At 61.8% G+C, this 22488-nt stretch carries 16 protein-coding genes; 4 read left to right on the plus strand and 12 right to left on the minus strand.

Annotated features, from left to right (window positions below):
• Positions 1–194: 194 nt before the first annotated feature.
• The 6 genes from RCJ92_RS01580 to RCJ92_RS01605 all read right to left on the minus strand — a co-directional run bounded on the left by RCJ92_RS01580 (position 195) and on the right by RCJ92_RS01605 (position 6863).
• On the minus strand, positions 195–770 hold the full coding sequence (locus RCJ92_RS01580) for a glycosyltransferase (protein WP_446753564.1): 576 nt from the start codon (positions 768–770) through the stop codon (positions 195–197).
• A complete protein-coding gene (gene pssD / locus RCJ92_RS01585; RefSeq protein WP_138178249.1) occupies positions 767–1216 on the minus strand; it encodes a PssD/Cps14F family polysaccharide biosynthesis glycosyltransferase in 450 nt (149 codons plus the stop codon). The genes RCJ92_RS01580 and pssD overlap by 4 nt, the downstream gene beginning before the upstream one ends.
• 109 nt (positions 1217–1325) lie before the next feature.
• On the minus strand, positions 1326–1976 hold the full coding sequence (locus RCJ92_RS01590; protein ID WP_446753565.1) for a hypothetical protein: 651 nt from the start codon (positions 1974–1976) through the stop codon (positions 1326–1328).
• Positions 1977–2210: 234 nt separating this feature from the next.
• Positions 2211–3782, minus strand: coding sequence for a CBM96 family carbohydrate-binding protein (locus tag RCJ92_RS01595; protein WP_446753566.1), 1572 nt, complete (start codon positions 3780–3782; stop codon positions 2211–2213).
• A gap of 221 nt (positions 3783–4003) precedes the next feature.
• Complete coding sequence (locus tag RCJ92_RS01600; RefSeq protein WP_446753567.1) at positions 4004–5536, minus strand: oligosaccharide flippase family protein; 1533 nt, start codon at positions 5534–5536, stop codon at positions 4004–4006.
• On the minus strand, positions 5523–6863 hold the full coding sequence (locus tag RCJ92_RS01605; RefSeq protein ID WP_446753568.1) for a hypothetical protein: 1341 nt from the start codon (positions 6861–6863) through the stop codon (positions 5523–5525). Before RCJ92_RS01605 ends, RCJ92_RS01600 begins: the two co-directional genes overlap by 14 nt.
• A 596-nt stretch (positions 6864–7459) precedes the next feature.
• Between RCJ92_RS01605 and RCJ92_RS01610 the strand changes: the two genes are divergently transcribed.
• Entirely contained in the window at positions 7460–8371 is a 912-nt protein-coding gene (locus RCJ92_RS01610) for a sulfotransferase (protein ID WP_446753569.1), read from the plus strand.
• A gap of 712 nt (positions 8372–9083) precedes the next feature.
• Here the strand turns inward: RCJ92_RS01610 and RCJ92_RS01615 are convergent.
• The 3 genes from RCJ92_RS01615 to RCJ92_RS01625 all read right to left on the minus strand — a co-directional run bounded on the left by RCJ92_RS01615 (position 9084) and on the right by RCJ92_RS01625 (position 16105).
• The gene (locus tag RCJ92_RS01615; RefSeq protein ID WP_249354605.1) at positions 9084–10436 is read right to left on the minus strand and encodes a sugar transferase; all 1353 of its coding nucleotides are present in this window, start codon (positions 10434–10436) and stop codon (positions 9084–9086) included.
• A gap of 702 nt (positions 10437–11138) precedes the next feature.
• Positions 11139–13685 carry a LuxR C-terminal-related transcriptional regulator gene (locus RCJ92_RS01620; protein WP_446753570.1) on the minus strand — a complete coding sequence of 849 codons (2547 nt, stop codon included), beginning with the start codon at positions 13683–13685 and terminating at the stop codon, positions 11139–11141.
• 2 nt (positions 13686–13687) lie between these two features.
• On the minus strand, positions 13688–16105 hold the full coding sequence (locus RCJ92_RS01625; protein WP_446753571.1) for a helix-turn-helix transcriptional regulator: 2418 nt from the start codon (positions 16103–16105) through the stop codon (positions 13688–13690).
• Positions 16106–16461: 356 nt separating this feature from the next.
• Here RCJ92_RS01625 and RCJ92_RS01630 point away from each other — a divergent pair, with 356 nt between their 5' ends.
• Together RCJ92_RS01630 and RCJ92_RS01635 are read left to right on the plus strand one after the other, a co-directional pair.
• The gene (locus RCJ92_RS01630; protein WP_446753572.1) at positions 16462–17601 is read left to right on the plus strand and encodes an acyltransferase family protein; all 1140 of its coding nucleotides are present in this window, start codon (positions 16462–16464) and stop codon (positions 17599–17601) included.
• Between the two features lie 34 nt (positions 17602–17635).
• The gene (locus tag RCJ92_RS01635; protein WP_446753573.1) at positions 17636–18322 is read left to right on the plus strand and encodes a sunset domain-containing protein; all 687 of its coding nucleotides are present in this window, start codon (positions 17636–17638) and stop codon (positions 18320–18322) included.
• A 119-nt stretch (positions 18323–18441) separates the two neighbouring features.
• Here RCJ92_RS01635 and RCJ92_RS01640 read toward each other — a convergent pair whose 3' ends face one another.
• Together RCJ92_RS01640 and RCJ92_RS01645 are read right to left on the minus strand one after the other, a co-directional pair.
• The gene (locus tag RCJ92_RS01640; RefSeq protein WP_446753574.1) at positions 18442–19149 is read right to left on the minus strand and encodes a DsbA family protein; all 708 of its coding nucleotides are present in this window, start codon (positions 19147–19149) and stop codon (positions 18442–18444) included.
• A 124-nt stretch (positions 19150–19273) separates the two neighbouring features.
• A complete protein-coding gene (locus RCJ92_RS01645; protein ID WP_446753575.1) occupies positions 19274–20305 on the minus strand; it encodes a YeiH family protein in 1032 nt (343 codons plus the stop codon).
• A 70-nt stretch (positions 20306–20375) separates the two neighbouring features.
• Between RCJ92_RS01645 and RCJ92_RS01650 the strand changes: the two genes are divergently transcribed.
• A complete protein-coding gene (locus RCJ92_RS01650; RefSeq protein ID WP_446753576.1) occupies positions 20376–21272 on the plus strand; it encodes a LysR family transcriptional regulator in 897 nt (298 codons plus the stop codon).
• 96 nt (positions 21273–21368) lie between these two features.
• Here RCJ92_RS01650 and ilvC read toward each other — a convergent pair whose 3' ends face one another.
• Positions 21369–22394: a ketol-acid reductoisomerase gene (gene ilvC / locus RCJ92_RS01655; RefSeq protein WP_138926048.1), complete on the minus strand. Its 1026-nt coding sequence runs from the start codon at positions 22392–22394 to the stop codon at positions 21369–21371.
• Positions 22395–22488 lie beyond the last annotated feature (94 nt).

Genomic DNA, 22488 nt, shown 5'->3' on the forward strand with positions numbered 1-22488 from the left:
CCCATGCCAAAGGACCGGCCGCGGAAAGCTGTGTTGGCCGCCTGGCTGCCGGCCGGTCCGTTTGGCGGCTTGTTACTCGTATATGTTCTTCTGCATCCGCGCACACCTTTCAGAACGGTGCTGCTCCCAGCCGTCTATACCGCTCCACCCGATGGCCGGCGCCAACGCGGAGTGGGATTGCGTTCACCGATGTCTTAGCGCCGCACCAGCTGACCGACACGGCGCAGCATCCTTCCCACCGAACGCCGCGAACCGAACAAAGGCTGCCCCAGCTGCGCGGCAAGACGTTGCCCCGCAGCCCCCGGATCAGCCCGCCGTGGCTCGGTGCGCAAGGCCAGCGGGTTGGCAAACGCCTTGTCCAGTTGACGGTGCAGCTCCTGGCGCTGGTCCACGTAAATGGCGTCACCGTGTTCGGCCATGACCCGGGTGAATTCGATCTGGTGCCCGTCCACGACTTCCTTCAGTTCAGGAACCCGTGGCACGGCCAGGGGAATCACCCCGATTTCGCGCACGTCCAGGATCGAGCCGGGCCCGCCCTGCACCACCACCACTTGGGCGCGTTCGTAGATTTTCAACAGTTCCCCGCGGGGCAGGCGCTCCACGCCCGTTCCATGCCGCGGTCGCCGGCTCGCACCGTGCTGCACAAACAGGCTTGGTGCCTTTGCCTGCCGGTCGATCCAGTCATCCACCCAGTCAATCAGCCGATCAAAGAGGTGGTGGTCGGTGCCGACGGAGACCACCAAATCGTAATGCTGCTCTGCCCCGCTCACAGCACGGCCCCAATGTTCACGGCCTCCGGATAGTATTTCTTCTGTTCATCCCACTGCACGCAGAACAGGTCGGTCAGCGGGTAGCAGATGCGTCCGCTCAGCGTCGGCATGGTGATGCGGTCAAAGCATTCCAGGTACACGGTCTTGATGCCCATGACGTAGGCAATCAGGAAAAAGGGAACGCTGGCCCCGGCCCCGACCGACATGACCACATCGGGCCGCTCCCGGCGCAGCGTGCGAATGGCCAGGAAGAAGTTGCGGATGGCGTTGGGAATGTTGCGGGTGGTGGGCCAATAGCACCACGTGACGTTTTCCCCCTCCAGCGCCTGCTCCACTTCCGGACGCCGGAACGTCACCCAGCTGCGTTGGTGCTGTTCCCACCACTCCCGCAGCGGCAGCAGCTGGGCCAGGTGTCCCCCCGGCGACGTAACAAAAAGTACCTTCATGATGTCCTCCCCCAAAAGGTCATCCCGGTTGACGTGTTTACTGACGGACACACCGGCATTGCCCGTTCAACTTGCTGTGGCTTTACTCCTCAAGTGCTGCCCCGGACGATCACCAGCTCCATTCCCAGCCGTATGAGCCTTGGAACCCACCGAGCGTGAAGCTTGCGGTACCGGCCCCCTTGGGCACGTCCAGGACGACCAGGCCCTTCTCACTGTCGCCCGGGTCAATGGGTGAGGGCACCCGCTCCTTGTCGGTAATGCACGATTCGGCGTTGCCCACCGGATCCGGAATTGGTTCACCCTTGGCATCCCAGGCACGGAACTCGTGCACACTCAGGTAGAAGTACGGGAACCCGGACTCGGCCAGGTCCTCGTTGGCATTGACGTCAAAGTCCAGCGCCACGTATTGGCCGTTGATGCTCGGCTGGGCGTCCTTGGCGGTGCATTTGAAATTCGTGGTGACGTTGGTGGCCGTGAATTCGGCGAACTCGGCATCCCCCTTGGGATCCTTGAAGACCGCCTGTTCGTTCTCTTCCACCGTCACATTGCCGCGGTCGTTCACGCCGAGGTCCTCAAGGAAGTCCACGTCTTTTTCGGTCGGTGCCGCCGAAGGCGTGCCACCCAGTGGGTCTATTGACGTGCCCTCGTTCTGCGTGGCCTCAGCTGCGGATGGCGCAGCTTCCTCATCCGCGGCGGATGTACAACCGGATGCCGTGATTGCCAGGGCCAATGCCGCCAGCGTATAGACGGTCTTCTTCAAGTGAGCCTCCCCAAAGACTGATGAACCGAGATCCCCAAATACTCGGTGCCTCGAGCTTAGCCCGTGTGCTGGCTACTGAACAGTGTTACGGACAGAAAACCGGTGAGGTTGCGCAGGAAGGCAGGCGCAAGGAAAAAGGAGTGCCCGGCACAGGTTCATCCCCATGCCAGGCACTCCTTCAATGTCCGCCACCGTGCGGTCCTTGCGGCCGCAGCCTGATGGCGGTGTGGCAATTTAGTCCAGGTAGGACTCGCGCGCCGCGTTCATGAACTCCTCGTCCAGGAAGTTGCGGTAGGCGGTCAACGAGTCCTGCTTGGAGTCAACGCGGGTAATGCCCACGCTGAGCTTGGAACCACTGGGGGTATACCCCATGCTGTCCCAGTAGACCAGGGCCTTGAGCTTGGGCAGGTCCTGGAGCTGCTCGTTGGCGGTCTTCCAGAAGTCGCTCTTGTACTTCGGGTAGGAACCATCTTCGTCCACGCCCCACTCGGCCAGCATCTGCGGCTTGCTCGGGTACTTGGAGGCTGCCCAGTTGTAGAAGCCGGGCCAGGTCTTGGAGTTGGTGGTGCGGTTGACCATACCCTCCATGTCGGTCAGCCACACCGGCGGCTTGCCGAAGGCGTAGGGGTCCTGGGCAATCCAGTCCACCACGTCGTTGCCCGGGTAGAGCTGATCGAACCAGGACTTCTCGCCCCACTTCTGGATGCCGGTGTAGTTCATGACGGTGACCATGTTGTCGGCCCCGTTCGCGCGCAGCACCTGCACCACATGGCGGTAGAAGTTCGCGTAGTCCTTGGCGGTCTGCCCCGAGCCAGCGTTCTCGTTGACCTCGTCTTCCATCTCCGCATTCAGCGAGAGGAAGAACTTCTTCGATGCGTTCTTCTTCATGTGCTGGGCCAGCGACTTCAGGTAGCTGTCGGCCTTGCCCTCGGCAACCTGCTTCCAGGTCATGCCGGTGGGCTTCCAGTTGTAGAACAGGATCCGGTTCGCCCCGGACTCGTCCTGCCGCTTCAGTTCGGCCGTGTTGGGGAACATCGCCGACTGGCCACGCTTGTAGTAGTGGGCGATGTCCATCTTGCGCTCGGAGGTCTTCTCAAAGTTCAGCAGCGCCTGATCCCACGATTCGCCCTTCAGCGGGTTGGCCGCTGCCCCGAACCAGATGCCGCAGCTGGGCACCAGGATCTCGGAGACGGGGCAGTTCTCCACCGAGTCGTGGCCATTGCCCTGGTTGTCCCCCGGCTTTTCGACTTCCTCCGGGCCTCCGGTGCCCGGGGTGTTTTCCCCGCTGATGGCAACCGCCGGGGCCTGCCCGTCACTCTTCTCACGCGAATCGATGCGGGTGATGCCGCCATCGGTGCGCTGCAGGACGATGTTCAGGCCGTTGTCGGCCGAGACCAAACCGGTCAGCGCAATGCTTAGGGTCTGGTCCGTGCCGCTGACCGAAACGGTCTTGAGCAGGGCACCGGCCTGCGGTGCGTTGGAGGCGGTCAGTGAGTCTTCTGACCAGTCCGAAGGGCCCTGCAGAATCCGCAGCTGGCCAGGAGTGCCGCCGTTGATGTGCAGCTTCAGTTCGACCTGCGAGTCCTTGGTTACCTTGGTTTCGGTATGGAAGCGCAGGAAGGCTTCGCGGTTGGCGCCGGTGTTCTCGCCCACGGCGATCTTCGAGCTATCGCCGTTGCTGTGATTAGCGCGGGTGGAAACGCTGTAGGTGTCGGCGGTAATCGCTCCGTCGGTCGGAGCGGCTTGTGCGGGTGCAGCTAGCGAACCGGCGCCAGCAAGGCTCGTGGCCAGCAGTGCACCGGTCATTACGGCGCAGGCTGCCACGTTGGCCCCCTTGCGGCGGGGGAATGAAAATAGTTTGGCGTCAGCCATATGTTCAGTCTCCAAGAGTTGGGATGTGACTCTGCACCCAGCCTGCAGATTCAACAGCGGGGATCCGCTTGATCGTTACCAAACTGTAATCTGAAGGTTCTTGAATAAAAAGTCCAAATGCCGCTAAAAGCCCGGATTCCCGCTGATTTCGCCCCCTACGCCACCACCTTTTTAGGCATCAAGAGGGTTCGCTTGGACCACAGATACCCGAGGTAGAAAATGCCAGTCAAAGCTGAAATGCCCAACCCCACCCAGGGTTGCGCGGGCGGGAGGCTACCAAGGAGTCCCAGTAGTCCAAAGAGACCCAATAGTGAGATTAGCCACATTACCAGTTCCCGGCTGAAAACGCTGATCCCCAGGTGCTTTCGCACCTGCCACAGGCACAGCAGGTTCTTGGCGATGATCGCCGCTGCCCAGGCGATTCCCGCCCCAAGGATCCCCAGCTGCGGGATCAGCAGCACGCACAAGGCCAGATCCACGACCAGGGCCACCGAAATGTTCAGCAGCGACAGCGAGCTCCTGCCTGCCATCAGCAGCAGCACATCCAGCGGACCGACCGCGGTAGCCACCAGCATGGCGGTGGCCAACAGCTGCAGCACAATCCCACCGGCCTCATAGCCGGGTCCAAACACCAGGGCCATCAGGGCGGAGGCATGCACCGCGAAGACCAGGTAGACCGGCCACACCAGCGCCACTGACCACAGGGTCATTTGCCTGATTACCAGGGATACCGTGTCCTTGCGTTTGCGGGCCAGCAATCGCGCCAGTTGCGGTTCGCTCACCTGCTGCAGGGCACTGGTGGCTACCTGGCCCAGCACCAGGAAACGTGTGGCGGCGGTATAAATGGCAGCCGGAGCCGGTCCGAGCATCACCGTGACAATCACGATATCCGCCCGCTGGATCATCACCTGCGCCATCCGGGCCAGGCCGCGCGGCGCGGTGAAGCGCCAGAACTCCGAGCGCAGGTCCTCCCCGATCGGCCCGGCACCGTGCCAGTCATCCCGATGCCGGCGCAACGTGCGCACGGCGGCCACGCCAGCCAGCAGGAAGCACAGCGCGTAGGGCAGTGTCCAAGCCAGGGTCAGGACGACCACCCCGCTCTGGGCCAGACCGGCCGCGAGAATCAGGAGCATCTGCAAGGTTGGGCGCAGGGCCCGCTCCAACACGATGGTCGGTTTCATGACCGCATACCCGCGGCAGACCGCCAGGAGCTGCTCATAGAGCACAGCGAACGGCAGGGTCACCACCAGCACCCGGATGATCAGGGCGCCTTCGGCACCGGACTGCGCGCCGAGCAGCCCGGCCAGCCAGGGCGCAGCCGCGTAGCCGAGGACGGCCACCACCAGGGTCATGCTCAACGATGGCAGCACGCCGGCCAGCACGGTGGCCCGGTTGCTGTGCCCGGCGCCGCGTCCCACGTTCCAGGCAATGAAGCGCACCAGGCCCTGGTCCGCCCCGAGGTGGGCCAGGGCCACGGCAATGATGAAGAAAGAGGTGGCCGCGAAGAGCAGGCCGGCATCCTCGGATGCCCAGAAGCGGGTGATCAGCACAATCAGCAGAAAATTCGATGCCGAGCCGACCGCTGCCGCACCCACGTTTGCCGCTCCACTGCGGGCGATCCGCTTTAGGGCGCGGTCCTCCCCCTCCACCGCGGTGTGCTTCGACGCCTTCGGATCATGAGCTGACACGTCGCGGATCCAGGCCGTGGTGCAGCTGTTCGAACGCGCCCTGCAGCTCCTGGGCCAGCTCCTTCTCGCTGGCCTGCACCCAGGCCGAGGAGTAGAGCAGCGTCCCGGAAATCGTGGCACCGCGCATTTGCAGGTAGTTGGCGGTGGAGAACACGGAGGTGACCGTGTCCTTGCCCCCGGAGACCGTGAGCACGCTGTGGTCACAGACCCCGCTAATGGCACTGGCCACTGCCGACGCCCCCTGGTGAACCACGAAGATCAGCAGGTCATGGCCCGCTCCCAGCAGGTTGATCAGATTCTTCAGCGAATCAGCCTGCACCAGGCCGGGCAGCTTCTCCGACTGGGTGCCAGCGGACATGACCGCCAGACGCCCCTCACCGAACTTCTTCACATGGATTGCCTCACGCAGCGCCACCCCGTCTTCCAACACGTCGCTGAAGCCCAGCTGCGTCTCGGAGTCCCCCGGCAACCGGGCCGTGCTAATCACGCACACCCGACGTCCGGTCATGGCGAACGCGGCCGCCAGCCCCGCGGCGATGGTGTGCACTTCCTGACTGGACTGGTTGCCAATCAGCGCCAGTGTCCCAGGAGTGTTGACGTGCCCGCTGATCACCGGGGTGACCCGCAGATACTTTTCAATCACACCCTCAGCGGCATTGTCCTTCTTCTCGCGTGCATCTCCCAGCACGGCCAGCACCGAGGGTGCCTGGCGGCGCTCCAAGTCGCCCTCGTCCCACACGCGCTTATCCCCGTGTTCCACGATCAGCGTGGCCACGAAGCCCAGGGCCACGAACCCCAGCAGGACCGCCGCTGCCAGCAGCAGCGGGTTGATCCCCTCCGGCGCCTGTGGCAGGTTCGCCGGGCCCACCACGGTGCCCGGGTCAATGGATGAGGTTTCGGTGGTGGTGCGGTCCACCTTCACGTTGGCCAGTTCCTGGGCGTAGAGCCGCACCTGCTGTTCGAGCTCGATGACCCCGGCACTGTCGCTGCCGGCCTTCTTGGCCGCGTCATAGGCCTGGTTCGCGCTCTTCAGCAGCCCTGCGAGGGACTCCTCACGGCTTTGCAGCAGTTTGCTCTGCGCATCGATGACGCTCTGCGCCCGCTCCGAACGGAAGTTCATGAACGCGTCGGTGACGGCCTGGGCCCCGCGTTGGGCCTCCTGCGGGTCGGCACTGGTGAACCTGATGTTCATGACCTGCGAGTTCGATGGAACCGAGGCCACGGTTTGTTCACGCAGGGACTGTCGCGAAGCCCCGGCAATCTCCGCCTTCTGCAGCGCCTGATCCAGCACCTCGTCGGTGAGCACCACGCCGGCCTCGGTATTCATGGCCGCCAGCTGCTCTGTGCGAGAGGTAGGTGTGGTCGGCGAGAAAGGACTGCCGACCAATGGATTCAAGAACACGTTAGCGGTCGAGGTGTACTCCCGCGGCGAGAGCATGAAGGTGACTCCGGCCAGCAGCACCCCCACAATGCTGAACCAGGCAATCCACCGCCAACGGCGGGTGACTGCACGCTTAAAAAACTCATTCCCCTGTGAATTGTCAAAAGACATAATTTCCCCCAGCTTGGGGTCCCCAAGATAATTCTTCCCCATTTGAGTAATTGTGGCATAAGACACCGAACATGGGCAGGGGGCATGCCAACATTTCCTCGCTTCGACGCAATTTAGGCGGTTCCTCTACAAAATGTTGCGTCGCAATGGCAGACTCAAAGCTGAAACTATTCACCTTTTGCGTCGTCTGGGGACTATGACGCAGAACGCTCAACGGAGGGCACGTGGATTCCTTGGGGGATATCAAAGAAGTTAAAACAGCGCAGGACGCATCGGGGGAAGCGCCAGCAACAGGCGCGGGGCTGGATCCGGACCCACAGCCCGCGCGGCGTGAATCGGCCGACGGGCCACCACGCCGACCACGCGTTGTCATGCTCGGTGGCTTTGGGCGCAGCGGTTCCACCCTGCTGGAGCGGTGTCTGGCCCAATGTGAAGACTTCATGGGGCTGGGTGAGCTGCTGCACCTGTGGGAACGCGGCCTGCGTGACAACGAACTGTGCGGTTGTGGCCTACCTTTCCATGAATGCCCGGTCTGGCAGCAGATCGGGGTCCAGGCCTATGGCCGCTGGGGGCGGATTGACACCGATCAAGCCATAGCCGACCGGCGGACGGTGATCCGCAACCGGTTCCTGCCAGAACTGATCCTGCAGCGTGGGTTCGGGCAACGGCGCCAAGCACGGCAGCGACTGCTGTCAAACCTGTCCAAGCTGTACCGTGCCGCCGACACCGTGGCCGACGGCAAGGTACTGGTGGATTCCAGCAAACACCCGGCCTACGCGTACTTCCTGCGCTCGCTGCCCATTGACCTGCGCTGTGTGCTGGTTGTCCGTGATCCACGCGGCGTTGCCTACTCGTGGTCAAAGGTGGTCACCAGGCCGGAAACCGGCAGTCGCGCCGAAGACATGCCTCGCTATTCCGTGCCGGCCTCAATTTTCAACTGGACGACGTACAGCCTGCTGTTTCACGCCCTGACACTGTTGCGCATTCCGGTGCTGACCGTCCACTACGAGGAATTCATGACTGACCCGACGCGCACACTCGAGGAGGTCATCCGCTTCGCCGGCTTGGAGCCAACCCAGGCCCGCGTACCGGAGTTTGCCGACGGGCACATCACGCTCGATGCGCACCATACCGTGGCCGGGAATCCGATGCGTTTCAAGGTGGGGCAGATCAAGTTGAAGTTCGATAATGCATGGACCACCCAGATGAAGGACTTGGACCGCCGCCTGGCCACCACGCTGAGCGCACCCCTGCGCTTGTTCTACCGGTTCAACCAGCGCTAGGGATCTTATCTAGCACACCATCAGGCCTTCGACAGGTCCGGGAGCCCCCGGACCTGCTCCTGGGCGTGCCGGTGCATCCGCGCTCCTCCCGGCCCGCTTGCCGCGGCCGCCCCGAAGGAACGCGGTGCACCTGCGGTGGGCCTTAGTCGCGTGCCCCTGTCCCGCCCGGGATTGGCGGAATACGCCGAAGAACACAACGATGGAAAGGGACCGACGACGGCTGGGGGGATGAGCTCCCGAATTGCCGGGAGTCTTCGTCGCCGGTCCCGTCCATGAGGCGCAGAAATGAATCGCGTCTGGGGAACGCTGCTGATTATTGAACTTCCCACCCGAGCCCGGCCATGACGTCATGCACGATCGCTCAGGCAGGAAGATCCATCCCTCCGCCTACATCCAAGCTACAAACCGGTGACCGCCCTCACACGCGTAGTCAATACCTAATCCCGACCTTTGCAACAAGTGGTTCACTCTCGCTCGTACCACATGCACGCTCTACCGCTGCCCGTAGATCACCGGTGGCCGCCCTGGTGCTTGCCGCCGGCCCGCCGGGTCCAGCGCTCCGAAGGCTTCCGCGGCGTTGTCATTGCCAAGGCGAGGCCCGATGACAACTCACCGTTCCTGCGACTACTGTCATTTGTGGTTACTTTAAAACACGGGAAAGGCAGGGCAGCCTCCGCTGCCCTGCCTTTGCCGTAATCACGGACAACCGTGTTTAGTAGGCGCCCTCCGGCTGCACCATGACCTTGAAGGTGCGCCACATGATCATCAGGTCACCGGTCAACGACCAGTTCTCCACGTAGTAGAGATCCAGTCTGACGCTCTCCTCCCAGTCCAGGTCGGAGCGCCCATTGACCTGCCATAGACCGGTAAGGCCGGGCTTGATGAACAACCGCCGTCCGGTATGTCCCTCGTAACTGGCTACTTCGGCGGGCAGCGGCGGTCGGGGCCCAACCAGGGACATGTCCCCCCGCAACACGTTGTAAATCTGCGGCAACTCATCCAGCGAGTACTTGCGCAGCCAGCTGCCCACCTTGGTCACCCGGGGATCCTGCTTCAGCTTGAACAGCGGACCGCTGCCCTCATTGTGTTCCTTGAGCTTCTCCAGCTCAGCTTCGGCGTTGACCACCATCGAGCGGAACTTGTACATCCGGAAGGTCCGGCCATTGCGTCCCACCCGCTCCTGGCTGAAGAACGCGGGACCCGAGCTGTCCTTGCGCACCAAAAGACCGATGAGCAAGAAGAGCGGAGCCAAGAGCACCAGGGCCAGGCCGGAAAGGACAATGTCAATCCCCCGCTTCACCACATGGTGACCGCCCGCAAAACTGGGTACGTCCACATGCATGAGCGGCAAACCCTCCACCGGACGCATGCTGATGCGTGGACCGGCGACATTGGTCAGTGAAGACACGACGATGACATTGGTGCGCGTCTTTTCCAGGCGCCAGCTTACGTCCTTGAGCGCATCGCTCCCGCCGCGCAGCGAGCCGGCAACGATGACTGAGTCCGCTCCGACGAGCTGCACCGCTTCTTCAAGGTTTTCCAGGCCCTGGAACGTCGGCACGGAATCCTCATAGCGATGCTCCTCCCCCGCCCCGTCAATCAGCAACCCGCAGATCTTGTAGGCCGGTCCTGCGTTCTTCTGCAGCTGCCTGACGACGTAGTCCACGTCGGAACCCTGGCCGAGCACAACGACCTGGGACAGCGCGTACCCGGCTTCCGATTTCGCCAGCAACCAGCGCCGCCACAGCCAGCGGCTGGCCAAGAGCAGCGCCATCCCGGCCGGGAAGGTGACAATGAGTTGTTCGCGCACTCCCTCAAGGTCAAAGACCAAGACGGCTAGCGCCATGGTCCCCGCGGCTAGTGCGCTGGAGTCGACGACTCTTTTGTACTCCCGAACGCCGACGCCGATTACCTGCGCGGCCCTGGTGCGCGAAAGCCATAGGTATACCGCCCAGACGCCCACCGATGCACCGGCGAACCAGTAGTTTGGTCCTGCGGCCTGCGAGTACAGGTGCACCACGATGCCGCTGAGCAGCACCAAGGTGGCCATATCGGATAGCAGCAAAATGCGAGTGTATTTTTGTCTCCACCTGCTGGCCGAGAAGCCGCTGGCAGGCAGGAGTTGCTGATCCTTAAGTGTGTGACCGGAAAGGTCGGTTAAACCGTTTCCCCAATTTCCGACAAGGCCACGATTCCCTAAGGATTCATAAGCTTGCGACACGCCGTCCCCCTTGTTGGCGATGCCGATACCGTGAAGAAGTGCTGTGCGAGGCTTAACGTGCTGCTCAGGCACGGGCTTCACGAGAATCTTCGGCTCCCCATTTGCCTAGATTTTCCCCAAGTGTTCATCTGTAATTCAGGCAGCGGCACCGTCCCTGAGGGATCATGGCTCACTGCACAGTGGAAATTCTATGAACCAACTAAGAAGTACTCACGCGTAAGCTCACACCCGAGTTGAAGCGCTTGTTTGCCATTTCTTGGCATTGACCACTCGTTCTGCGCAGATAGTCCAAGTAGTCCACACTCAGCCCAGGGTTTTCGGGCACAGCGAATCGACATAGGCAAGAGATGAGCCAACCTCTGGAGGCTAAATACGTCGGCGACTTGGCCACTTGCAGATGCCGCTACGCAACTGGTTGCGGGCACGGACCAGTTACCCGCTGAGCAGCAGTGCGCGCGGTCCATTGAGAGGCCACCCAGTGCATTGAGCTACCCCGCGAGTGCGCCAACCGCTGAGCTTTCAAGCGGGTGTAGGTAATTCCGGGCGCTAGTGACGCCCACCGAAGTTTAGGTCGGAGCGCTGGGTAATGCCCAGCTTGGCGAAGATGCGGTACAAGTGCCCTTCCACGGTGCGCTGTGAGACGGTCAAAAGGCGGGCGATTTCGCGGTTACTCAGCCCCTGCCGGACCAACTCGACAATTTCATTCTCGCGCGCGGTCAGCCCACTTTCCTCCAAACTCCGAGCCATGCGTCCCCAAGGTTTTTGTCCCATCTGGTGCAGCCATTCATGAATCTGACGGATGGCGAACCCGCGATTGCGGGGGTTGTCTTGAGCAGACCAGTAATCCACGACCCTGGTGATCATTTCCAAGGCCAGGACACGGTCGCCCTCGTCATGCAGTTCCTGCGCGAAGCCTTGCATTGCTTTCACGTCGGAGTCCTGGACCACTTGGACGGCGCGTTGTCGTCGTTGCAATGCGGCACATTCCTCCGGTACTTCCAACCCGCCCAATATCTCGGCAGCTCTTGAGGCCAATTGTTCATTGCGCGACAAGTTCCAGACCTGGTAAGTCAAGATTCCATAGAGAAATACACCGTTCTGCTGGGCGGAGCGCAGAATTCTGTCAATGACTCCTGCAGAGGGCTTCGTCCGCTGCAGCTCGGCCAGCAGATCACATTCCAATTGATCCGCTGCCCACCAGGCGTTTGCGGCGAGCGCGCCCGGTTCCCGCCGGCCGGCATTACACTGCCCGAATTGTTCTGCCTTGTCGTTTCTCTGCGCCCCGTCCTCGCTTAGTGCTTCCCCATTCGAGGACTGCTCTATGAGTAGGTCAAGCGAGGAACATAGGGCCAATAATCCTTCTGGGTCATTTAGCGCCAATTCCGCCCGGGCTTGACGGAGGTACAGCTGCGCATTGCTGACTTGTCCGCGGCGTGCATCGATCAGTGCTCGAAGCGCCTGCACCGTTCCGTGTTCCATCAGCAGCTCATAAGAACTGCCCATCACGAATCCGTCAACCAACCTGCTGGCCTGTTCATAGCTTCCGGTGGCCACCGCCGAGCGTACTGCCACCACGAGCAGGGCCAGGCGGTAACGGCAGGATGGCACCGCGGTACCGCCTACCGTGCTCTGTTCGGAAAGGTGGAGCGCAGTGGAAGGCTGACCAAGCCAATACAGGGACCTGACGCGTTCAATGCCTTCAACTAACGCACAATCCCCACCCCTGTACCCGTCCGAATGGCCGCCGTCGGAAGCCGAGGTTCCCCAGAAGCGCTGGGTCAGGTCCCCGCCGGGCTCCGTCACGGCGGGGTGCAGCCAATTCAGGGCACAGCCGACATCTTGTGCCAGTGAGCCTTCCTCGTCACCGAGCTTGCCCGACGAGGTGGAAAGCAACGTCCGGGCGGCCTGGAATTGCCCTGCCCCCAGATGGGCCAACAGACGAATGGCCTCCGCTTCGCGGTCGGGTTCCTCCACCTTTTCCAATAGCTCCAACGCCTGCTGGTAGCGATGACTGCGTTGCGCCCCTCGGGCGGCAGCGAGCAGCTCTTCACGGCTCACGGTGTCCCCGAAGATCAGCCGGAATCCCACGAAGTCGGGACCTACCGGTAGATCCTCCCCCAGGTGCGCGAGCACTTCCCGGTACACCCCGGCACTGCGCCCGGCGGGCATACTGGCGCGAAGGCCTTCCTCGAAGAATTCGCTACTCAGATACGTCCAACCGTCGCGCAGCTCGATCAAGGCGGTGGGATGCTGCTGCAGGGCCTCACGCAGACCGAGCCGATCAACTTGTTCGATGGACAGTGGGCCGGTTATACACAGAATTTCAAACAGCTGCTGCACCTGTGGCGGGTGACGGTGAGCCAGGGCTGCAATGCGTCCCGCGGTTCCATGGTCAATGGCCAGGCTGGATTCGCGCAATGCGCCGAGTTGCTCGACTTCAAGCAGGATGCCCAAGCGCACCGCCAGTTCCAGGTAGTCCTGGACCAAGCTCTGGAAACCCGAAGTCAGTTGGTGGATGATTTTCGCCGACCCACGGCTGACCGGATAACCAAGCACCGTGCCAGAGAAGTCTACGATCTCATCCGGTGTCAGTGGTTCGACAACGACGCGCGTCAACCGCGCCACCGACATCAGTGCATCCAGCGACAGCGGGTCCTCGTGTTGTTCGTTGCTTACCACCAGGAGCTTGACCTTCCCCGAGCGGACCATTTGCCCCAAAACGAAGGCACTGGCCGAATCGATGCTCTGGGCTTCCTCGATCGTGATCAGGACGTGCTCTGCGCCGTGCTCCAACTGCAGCAGTTCTTCCACTGCCGCGAGGGCAGCACGAATGGCCGATACGTCATTGATTGGCTGTTGGGCACCGGACAACAGAGGCGCCAGCGCCCCGTAGGAGGAGTCGGTCAACGCGGCACTGCAGATCAGCCGGATCATCGGCAAGTGCAGCTCCTTGGAGGTGACCAGCCGGCGCACGAGTTGGGATTTGCCAGTGCCGAACTCGCCGCTGAGCAGCACTCCGGCATTCCCGGGCGATTTCAGCGCACGCACCACCAGGGCATATTCCCTGCGATTCCATTCTTGGCGATTATTCATCGCTACCCGGCAGCATTGAGGTCGTGTTTCAGCTCGGTCAGTGCGTGGAGATCGGTGCGTTTGCGGATTCCCAGTTTCGAGTACACCTGGTACAGATGGCCCTCCACGGTGCGCACGGAGACGCTGGCCTGTTCGGCGATTTCCAGATTCGACAGCCCGCTGGCCGCCGCGGAGGCCACAAACTTTTCCCGCTCGGTGAGCACGGTCAGGCTGCCCAGGTTCGCAAACGCCTTGGGGCTGATGCGCTCGGCCTGCAGCGAGAGCATGAACTTGTGGGCTTTTCGGGCAGCCTGCCGGCGTTGGGAGGCATTCATGTGCCGGAAAATTTCGGCACCGTCATCGGTCGCGTAGGAGACGAACCCCAAGGCCGCCAATGCACCGACGGCAGCGGTCAGCAGCTGAGCGTCACGGTTCTGTGCCCCCTGCGCAAGCAGCCTGAACGACTCGGCCAGCTGGTGCCGTTGCCCGTGTTGAAGATCAAGCAGGCGGTCGGCAACCTCAAATTGACCGTTGCGAATCAGTAGCCCCAACAGGTGGGAGGCCAGCAGTATTTCCCCTTGGGCTTCCGCCCGCCGGGCCCAGGCTTGGACGGCCTCAATTCCATGGGATGCCTGCCCCGGTTGTACGGCCTGAACCGCCTGCAGGCACTGCCAGAGGCAGTCGAAGGCGCTGGCTGCACCGAGATCCATATTAATGGTCTTCCACTGAGCGCCGGCCCCCAGGGTTTCGCGGCCGCTGCGCCCGCTGATGTATTGGGAAACCGCGTCGACATACAGTCGTTCAAGTTCGGTCCCGCTTTGGCGCAGCTGCTGTTGCAGCGGAACTATCGCTTTTTGCGCCTGGGTTAGGTTTCCTGCCAGGGCAAAGATGATGGCCTGCATGGCTTCCGCATAGGCGATGAGCTCAAGGTCCGGTAGTGCCCCGTCAAGAATCAGCTCGATGAGGTGGCGACATTGTTCCCAACGTCCCAAAGCCAGACTGCAGTTCAGCATTGCCCGGATGGTTTCGGCCATGCACGGGGCGAGCCTGTAGCCGGTGGCGTTTCCTGCGTGCTGGACATCAAGGTGTCGCCACAAGCTGTCGATCAGCTCATTGGCGATCTCGAAGTCATTGATCCTGGAACGGTATTCGGCGACCAGCGCGAGTGCCTCGTGTTTCTGGCACGGATCCAGTGCGATCCATACTCCATGTGGCGCCTCGGGCTGTAGTTCATCGATGAGCGCCGCTGCTTCCTCCAGGCGGCTGGCCGCCAACAGCAGGCGCAGCAACATCAGCATCGACTCATTCAGGTCTGCCTGCTCCCGCTGGCCCTCCGTCATCGTCCTGTCCTGGTGGCCCTGGCGGAAGCTCTTGACGCTGTCGATGGCGCGTGACCATTTTGCCTCGGCACTGAATCGCTGCGCTTCGGACTTCGACGCGCGCCATGCTTGGTGCAATTCGGATGTATGGGTTTGCACCAAGTGATCCGGGCGTGCTTCCGCGCCAGAGGAACCTGCTGGCTGAAGCGGCGAATATCCCGGCACCGAACCGGAAAGACTTCGCGCAATGGCAGGGCTGGCGATCGCAAAACTGCCCTCCTGCTCAGTAAGCAGCCCGGAGGCCACTAGATGGTCCACATCTACGTCGTGCACCCAGAGGTCGTGCCCGAACGGTATCGCCCCACGCTGGGCGACGAAATCCAGAAACTGTCGTTCGCGTCGGTTCAAGCGTCCCAGTCGCGCCACCATGTGCTGCTCAACGTTGGTCAGGTGGGGAATCGCTCCCTTCCGAAGTGCCACGACATCTGCACTAAACTCAAAACTGTTCGCCTGTCGGCAGTCAAGCAGCACGGCATCCAGCGCCTCCGAGCAGCCGGAGGTATGCATCCAGAGGTGGGCAGCCGTCAAGAAAGAGACGTCGCCCTCTCCAGATTCCGCGACCTGTAGCCGGGCCTCGCGCAGCCTCAGCGCGCCCAGGTTCAACACCTCCAGCACGCCGTTACGGATCAGGGCCGAAATGTCCTGGGACAGTTCCGTCAGGATGTCATCGATGATCACCAGCTTGATGACACCCGTGCTGACAAGTTGCGCCAGCACGGCGCTGGTAAGAGTGTCGATGAGGTCAACATGCTCAAGGACGATGACCGGCCGTGTTCCCAAGCCAGTAAAGTGCTGTCGAAGGTGTCCGTAAACGGCCAGAGGCGACTGCAGCTGGTCGTGCTCCAGGCGTGTAAGAAGGAAGTGGATTGCCCCGTAGGGAATTTCACTTCCATAGCGGCTCCCGGACACCCACAACGGTCCGGTGCCGCTGCTGCGTTGATTGAAGGCAGTCCTTAGCAGCTCGCGCTTACCGGTTCCAATAGCACCGCGCAGGACATAGCCCCCGCGGTCCGTCTCTTCGCCCAATCCGGCAAGCAACATAAGAACGCGTTGTCGTTCCACGCTTCGCTCACCTGTGGCGTGCCAGCACTGTGTCGGAATGCCATCCCAGTGATTTAACCACTGCGAAGATGCGACAATGACACCCATTTACCCTATCCCCCCAAAGATCTGGATAAAATCCAGGCCCTCCCCAAAAGGGCCCGGTAGGTCTTGGAGGACATGTTACTCGTTAGCAAATGCGAAAACGAGGGTTACGACACTGCGTGACGTGTCGCTTCCCCGGCGCATCCCGTCAGCGCGGATCCAATAAGTCTGCTTATTAAGGCCTAGTAAAGCGAACATCAACGTCGGGCTGAGGGCTTGACCTTGATGCCAGCATAGGGACATCTGCTCGGCATCGATCTTGGGGGTACGTTATGCAGCAGGAGAATTTCTACGAGGATTTCATCCGTAAGAAGCGTTTCGGAGCCCTAGATGGTCTGCGTGCCTTTAGCGTCGTAGCGGTCATCTGGCACCACGTTTCGGGAATGAACTACATTCCACAACTGAATCAGGGGTTCCGCGGTGTCGACCTGTTTCTTGCCATCAGTGGTTTCCTCATTACCTCCTTGTTGATACGGGAAAGAAGCCGCACGGGGAAAATCTCGCTCAAGAATTTCTACATTCGCCGCTCACTGCGAATTTTTCCACTCTATTACTCGGTACTGGCAATGTATTGTCTGCTCGTTGCCCTCACCCTAAGCGGCACAACCAAGGGACAGGCCTTCTGGGACAACCTGCCGGCGTTTCTTACCTATACCTCTAACTGGTTCGTGGACCTGACCAAAGGTGAGGAAGGAGCCACTTTCTACTTTGCCTGGTCGTTGGCTACCGAGGAACAGTTCTACTTACTGTGGCCGCCCTTGCTGATCCTGCTCATCACACTGTTCCTGCGCGTCACTGCAGGGATCTACGCGGCCATTGCGCTGACGCTCCTGCAGGTCGCAGCTTCCTTCGTCGGTGAGCAGAATCTGTTGCTGACGATTTTGATTAACCTATCCCCGGCGATCATGATGGCTTCGGCTGCGGCAATCATCGTGCATCAACCGGCTGCGTTTCGTATCACCTACCGTCTGCTCGGCGGACGATGGACAGCGTTGCCCCTGGCCATCCTTCTCCTTGCGGTGATCGCGGCCGACGCACCCAGTCTCCTGATTCACACCCTGATGGTCCTGCTGGCCGTTACATTGTGCATCAGGGAAGAAACGATTCTGCATCCCCTATTACAGCTGCGTCTGCTCACCTTTATCGGAGCCATTAGTTATGGCATGTATTTGATGCACATGTTGGCCGCCAATGTGGTGCGACGGGTGCTCGGGCACGAAGTGGGAATCGACATCTTCATCGGCGCCACGCTATTGGTCACGCTGGCCGCCTACGTGAGCTTTCGATTCTTCGAATCCCCCATTTTGCGTCATGCCAATCGATTCAGACACAACCCCGATCCTGCGCCCGTACCGGCCGCCAAAACCGCAACTATTGCGGTTAAGGGCCGCCGCCGTCGGATGCGAACTTAGCCTGAGGAGAATTTGAGCTTATTGGGGCGAATATTTGTCTCAGATTGAGGATAAACTACTCCTCAAGCGGATCGGGGAATTCGCTGTCATCACTACTTTTCAGGGTACAAGAATGAACAAAATCATCCGTGGGGTCACAGCCGCCGGGGCAGCTCTGGCACTGATGCTTTCGGGCACCACCGCAGCTACCGCCCTGCAGCCAACAACGGCGCACACTACGGTCTCGGTCGCCGCTGCCAAGAGGACCCCGGCAGTGACGATCAACAAGATCGGCACCAAGACGGTGAAGGGCAATGCCAAAGCCACCGTGAAGCCAAGTTACAAGAAGGCGAAAAACGTCAAGATCAAGTCGGCAGTCTTGACGGTCAAAAAGGGCAAGAAGACGATCGCCAAGAACAAGAAGTCGGTCGCACTGGCAGCGGGCACCTACGAGGTCACCACCGCCGTGAAGTACCAGTACAAGGGCAAGACTTCCACAGTGAGCAAGAAGCAGCAGCTGGTGGTGAAGAAGGCCGCCGTGAAGAAGACCGTGGTGAAGATGAACGGCAAGACCATCAACTGCCCGGCAGGGTTCCCGGTCAAGGGCAATCGCACCGGCAGCAACAAGGAATGGAAGTACCACGTTCCGGGTCAGCGTTTCTACAAGAGCACCAAGCCAGAAGAGTGCTTCAAGACCGCTGCTGATGCCCGGAAGGCCGGTTACCGCGCCTCCAAGGTATAAGCGGTCGCCCTAGCCGGGGCATCATCATGCAACTGACAGGGGTTGTCATTCACCGGATGTGCTGGTGGACGGCAGCCCCTGTCTCGTCTGCGGTGGTGCATGCAGAGCCGTCACCGATGCTAGCAGTTCAGGAAGTCATCAAGCGGTGCGGAGAGTGTCTCGTAGTTGGATACATCCACGGCCAGCACGGTGTCTTGCAAAATCAGGGTGGGAGTTCCCTGTAGACCTAACTCCATGGCGTCCTGCGAATCGCGCTCCACCCGTTCCGCTATCGCTTCGGATTCGTAGTCGCTCAGGAACTTCTCGGTGTCCAGGCCCAAGTCCCTTGCATAGGCCAGGAACTGTTCGTCCACCGAAGTGCTCTGGCTCCATTGATCTTGATGCTCAAAGACGGTTTCCGACATCTTCTCCAGTGCGCCTTGTTCCGCGGCCGCTTCCACCGCGCGGGCCGCCGCTGGTGCGTTCTCATGGATGGGCAGCGGGAAGTTGCGGATGATGATGCGCAGCTCATCTCCGTAGTCGTCCTTGGCTCGGCGCACCACAGAATCCATCCCAGCACAAAACGGGCACTGGTAATCGGTGAAGAGCACCAGCGTGCCGGATGCTGCTTTCGGCGCGCTGATGGTGCGGGCATCCTGCGGTGCGAGCAGCCGGGCGACCTCAGCCGAGGGAGCCGCCGGTGTGCGCACGGCTTCGCTGCTTTCTGCGCTGGCTTCAGTGCTGGGCGTCGTGTGGTTGGCCGGGGCGGCTCCACTGGAGCAGGCTCCGAGCAGGAGGGTGCTGAGCAGGGCCATGGCAATCAGTGGGGTACGGGGATCTCGGTTCATGTTCTTTCCGGTGCAGGGTCTGATGTGGAGGTGATGGAGGTGCGACTCGGCGCGGGTCGGATGCACTTCAAGCGCAGCAACGAATGTGCTCCGCTTTCGTGGGAATGATTGTTTGATTCCGTGGTTAGTGAACCAGGATGATTCCGGTGTAGGCGATGCCGGCCACGATGAGTGTGGAGATGGCGGCCAGGATAAAGGGACGAACGCCCACGTTCATCAGGTTGCGGATCTTCACCCCGCAGCCCAGGCCGAACATGGCCGCCGAGAGCAGCGCGGTTTGGATCATGGAACCGGCGTCGATGACTCCCTGCGGAAGGTTGCAGAAGGAGCGGATGAGGATCATCCCCAGGAAGCCGATGATGAACAGCGGCACGATCGGTGGGCGCTTGGCTTCCGGGTTCAGGTTGCCGCGGCGCCGCTGGCGTATGCTGAGCACCGCCACCACGGGGGCGAGCATCAGGATGCGGGCCAGCTTGGCGATAACCGCTGCGGCCAGCGCTCCCCCGCCGATGATGCCGCCGGCGGCGACCACCTGGGCGATTTCGTGGATCGAGGCTCCGGCCCACATGCCGTTCAGTTCCGGGCTCATGCCCAGCACCTGGCCCAGGAAGGGCACCGCCGGGATCATCAGGGTACCGAAGATGACCACCAGGGCCACCGCGGTGACCACATCTTCCTCATCCGAGTCGGTGACCCCTTCCACTCCGGCCACCGCCGCGGCGCCGCAGATGGAGAAGCCGCAGGCGATCAGCAGCACCTGGGCGGCGCGCATCTTCATCAGCCGGCCAATCAGCAAGGTGGAGAAGATCCCGCCGCCGACGATGCATACGATCACCAGCAGCATCGGTGCCCCCAGCGAGATGATGTCCGAGAGCACCAGCTGCAAACCCAGGAAGACGATGCCCAGGCGCAACAGCTTCTTCGAGGCGAAGGTGATGCCCGGCATGGTGCTTTCGGGAAGCCGGATGACGTTGGTGAGCGTAATGCCCAACACGATCGCCACGATCAACGCACTGACGCCCGGCAGCAGCTTGTTGATGCCCATGGAGATGACTGCGGCGACCGCGCACAGCAGCAGTCCCGGCAGGTATGGGCGAATGATTCCTGTGGCCGTTTGGGTCACTGGCTGTTTGACCTGATCTGTTTGGATTGCCATGTTTCCATGGTTTCAACACGGGGCCGAACCCAGTAGACGGCACTTTGACATCAGGACATATATTCCTGATATGAGTAATTCGTGGCCCGATTTGGACGTCCTGGAACTCTTCGTGGCCGTGGTGGATTCCGGCAGCCTCGGCGCCGAGGCCCGAAAGGTGGGGATGGCCCAACCTAATGCCAGCCGGGCCGTGGCCCTGTTGGAATCAAGGCTCAAGACGTCCCTGCTGCACCGCACCCGACGCGGTTCGGCGCCCACCGAAGTCGGGGTCCAGCTGGCCGAACAGGCACGCATCCTGCTGGATGCCGCCCAACGCTTCAGCGCCTGGGAGCAGAGCGGCGTTGGTCGCCAGGTGGAGGAACTGCGGGTGGGAGCGAGCATGACCATCGCCGAAACCCTGCTGCCCGCCTGGCTCTCACGTTTGCGCGCGCTCGTTCCGCGGGTGCGCGTGGACGTGAAGGTGGGCAACTCGGAGGAAATCCTGCAGCAGGTCCAGCAAGGTGCGCTGCAGTTGGGTTTCGTGGAGACACCGCACCTGCCCCAGCAGCTGAACACGCTGCTCGTGCAGCAGGACGCCTTGCGGATCGTGGTCGGCCCCCACCACCCGTGGGCCGAGCGCAGCACGCCGGTGAGCCTGGCGGAGCTGGCCGCGACACCGCTGGTGCTGCGTGAATCCGGTTCCGGGACCCGCGAGGCCCTGACCGAACTGTTGGCCGGTTGGCCGCTGGCGGAACCGGCCCAGGTGCTCTCCAGCAATTCGGCCGTGCGGGTGGCCGCGGCCTCGGGGGCCGGACCCGCGGCGTCTAGCGAGTTGGCGGTACACGCCCAGTTGGCCAGCGGGGAGCTGCTCAGCGTCCCGTTCCAGGGCCAGGGGGTGGCCCGGCCGCTGAGCGCCGTATGGGGTGGGCCGCGCCGGTTGAACGGCCTGGCCGCGCAGCTGGGGGACATTGCCCGCGCGCAGTCCTGAAAACCCCGAACACGACAAAGCGCCTGCGGCGCAGTCTTGGGGATGAGCTCCCCTCACTGCGCCACAGGCGCTGCTGCCTAGGCGGCGGTGCCGCGCTTAGCGGGCTACCGAACCCTCGGTGTAGTCGTCATCGGCGGCGACCCAGCTGAAGAGCTGGCGCAGTTCGCGGCCGGTGGACTCGATCGGGTGGTCCTCGCCCTTCTTGCGCAGTTCCTTGAATTCCTTGGCACCGTTGGCCTGGTCATCCATGAAGCGCTTGGCGAAGGAGCCGTCCTGGATGTCGGCCAGCACTGCCTTCATGTTTTCCTTCACCTCCGGGGTGATCACGCGCGGGCCGGAGACGTAGTCGCCGTACTCGGCGGTGTCCGAGATGCTCCAGCGCTGCTTGGCGATGCCGCCTTCCCACATCAGGTCCACGATCAGCTTCAGCTCGTGCAGCACCTCGAAGTAGGCGATCTCCGGCTTGTAGCCGGCCTCGGTCAGCACCTCGAAGCCGTACTGGACCAGCTGGGAGGTACCGCCGCACAGCACGGCCTGCTCACCGAACAGGTCGGTTTCGGTTTCCTCGGTGAAGGTGGTCTCAATGACACCGGCGCGGGTGCCGCCGATGCCTGCTGCGTAGGACAGGGCCAGGTCCTTGGCCTTGCCGGTGTGGTCCTGCTCCACGGCGATCAGATCCGGGATGCCGCGTCCGGCCTCGAATTCGCGGCGCACGGTGTGTCCCGGGGCCTTCGGGGCCACCAGGGCCACGTCCACGTTGGCCGGCGGCTGGATGAAGCCGAAGCGGATGTTGAAGCCGTGGCCGAAGAACAGGGCGTCGCCCTCGTTCAGGTTCTTCTCGATGGACTCGCTGTAGACCTTGGCCTGGACCTGGTCCGGGGTCAGGATCATGATGACGTCGCCCCAGGCGGCGGCCTCGGCAACGGTGGCGACCTTCAGGCCCTCGGCCTCGGCCTTGGCGCGGGACTTGGAGCCCTCGGACAGGCCGACCATGACCTCAACGCCGGAGTCACGCAGGTTCAGTGCGTGGGCGTGGCCCTGCGAACCGTAACCGATGATCGCTACCTTGCGGCCCTGGATGATCGACAGATCCGCGTCGTCCTCGTAGTACAAATCAGCCACTGTATTTCTCCTTAGGTGTTCTTCGTTTCAGAAGCTTGGTTCCACGGTGTTCGGCCTACCTAGGGCTGCCCCACCGAGCGGTGTTCAATGATGT

The organism is Glutamicibacter sp. BSL13 (genome assembly GCF_052928425.1).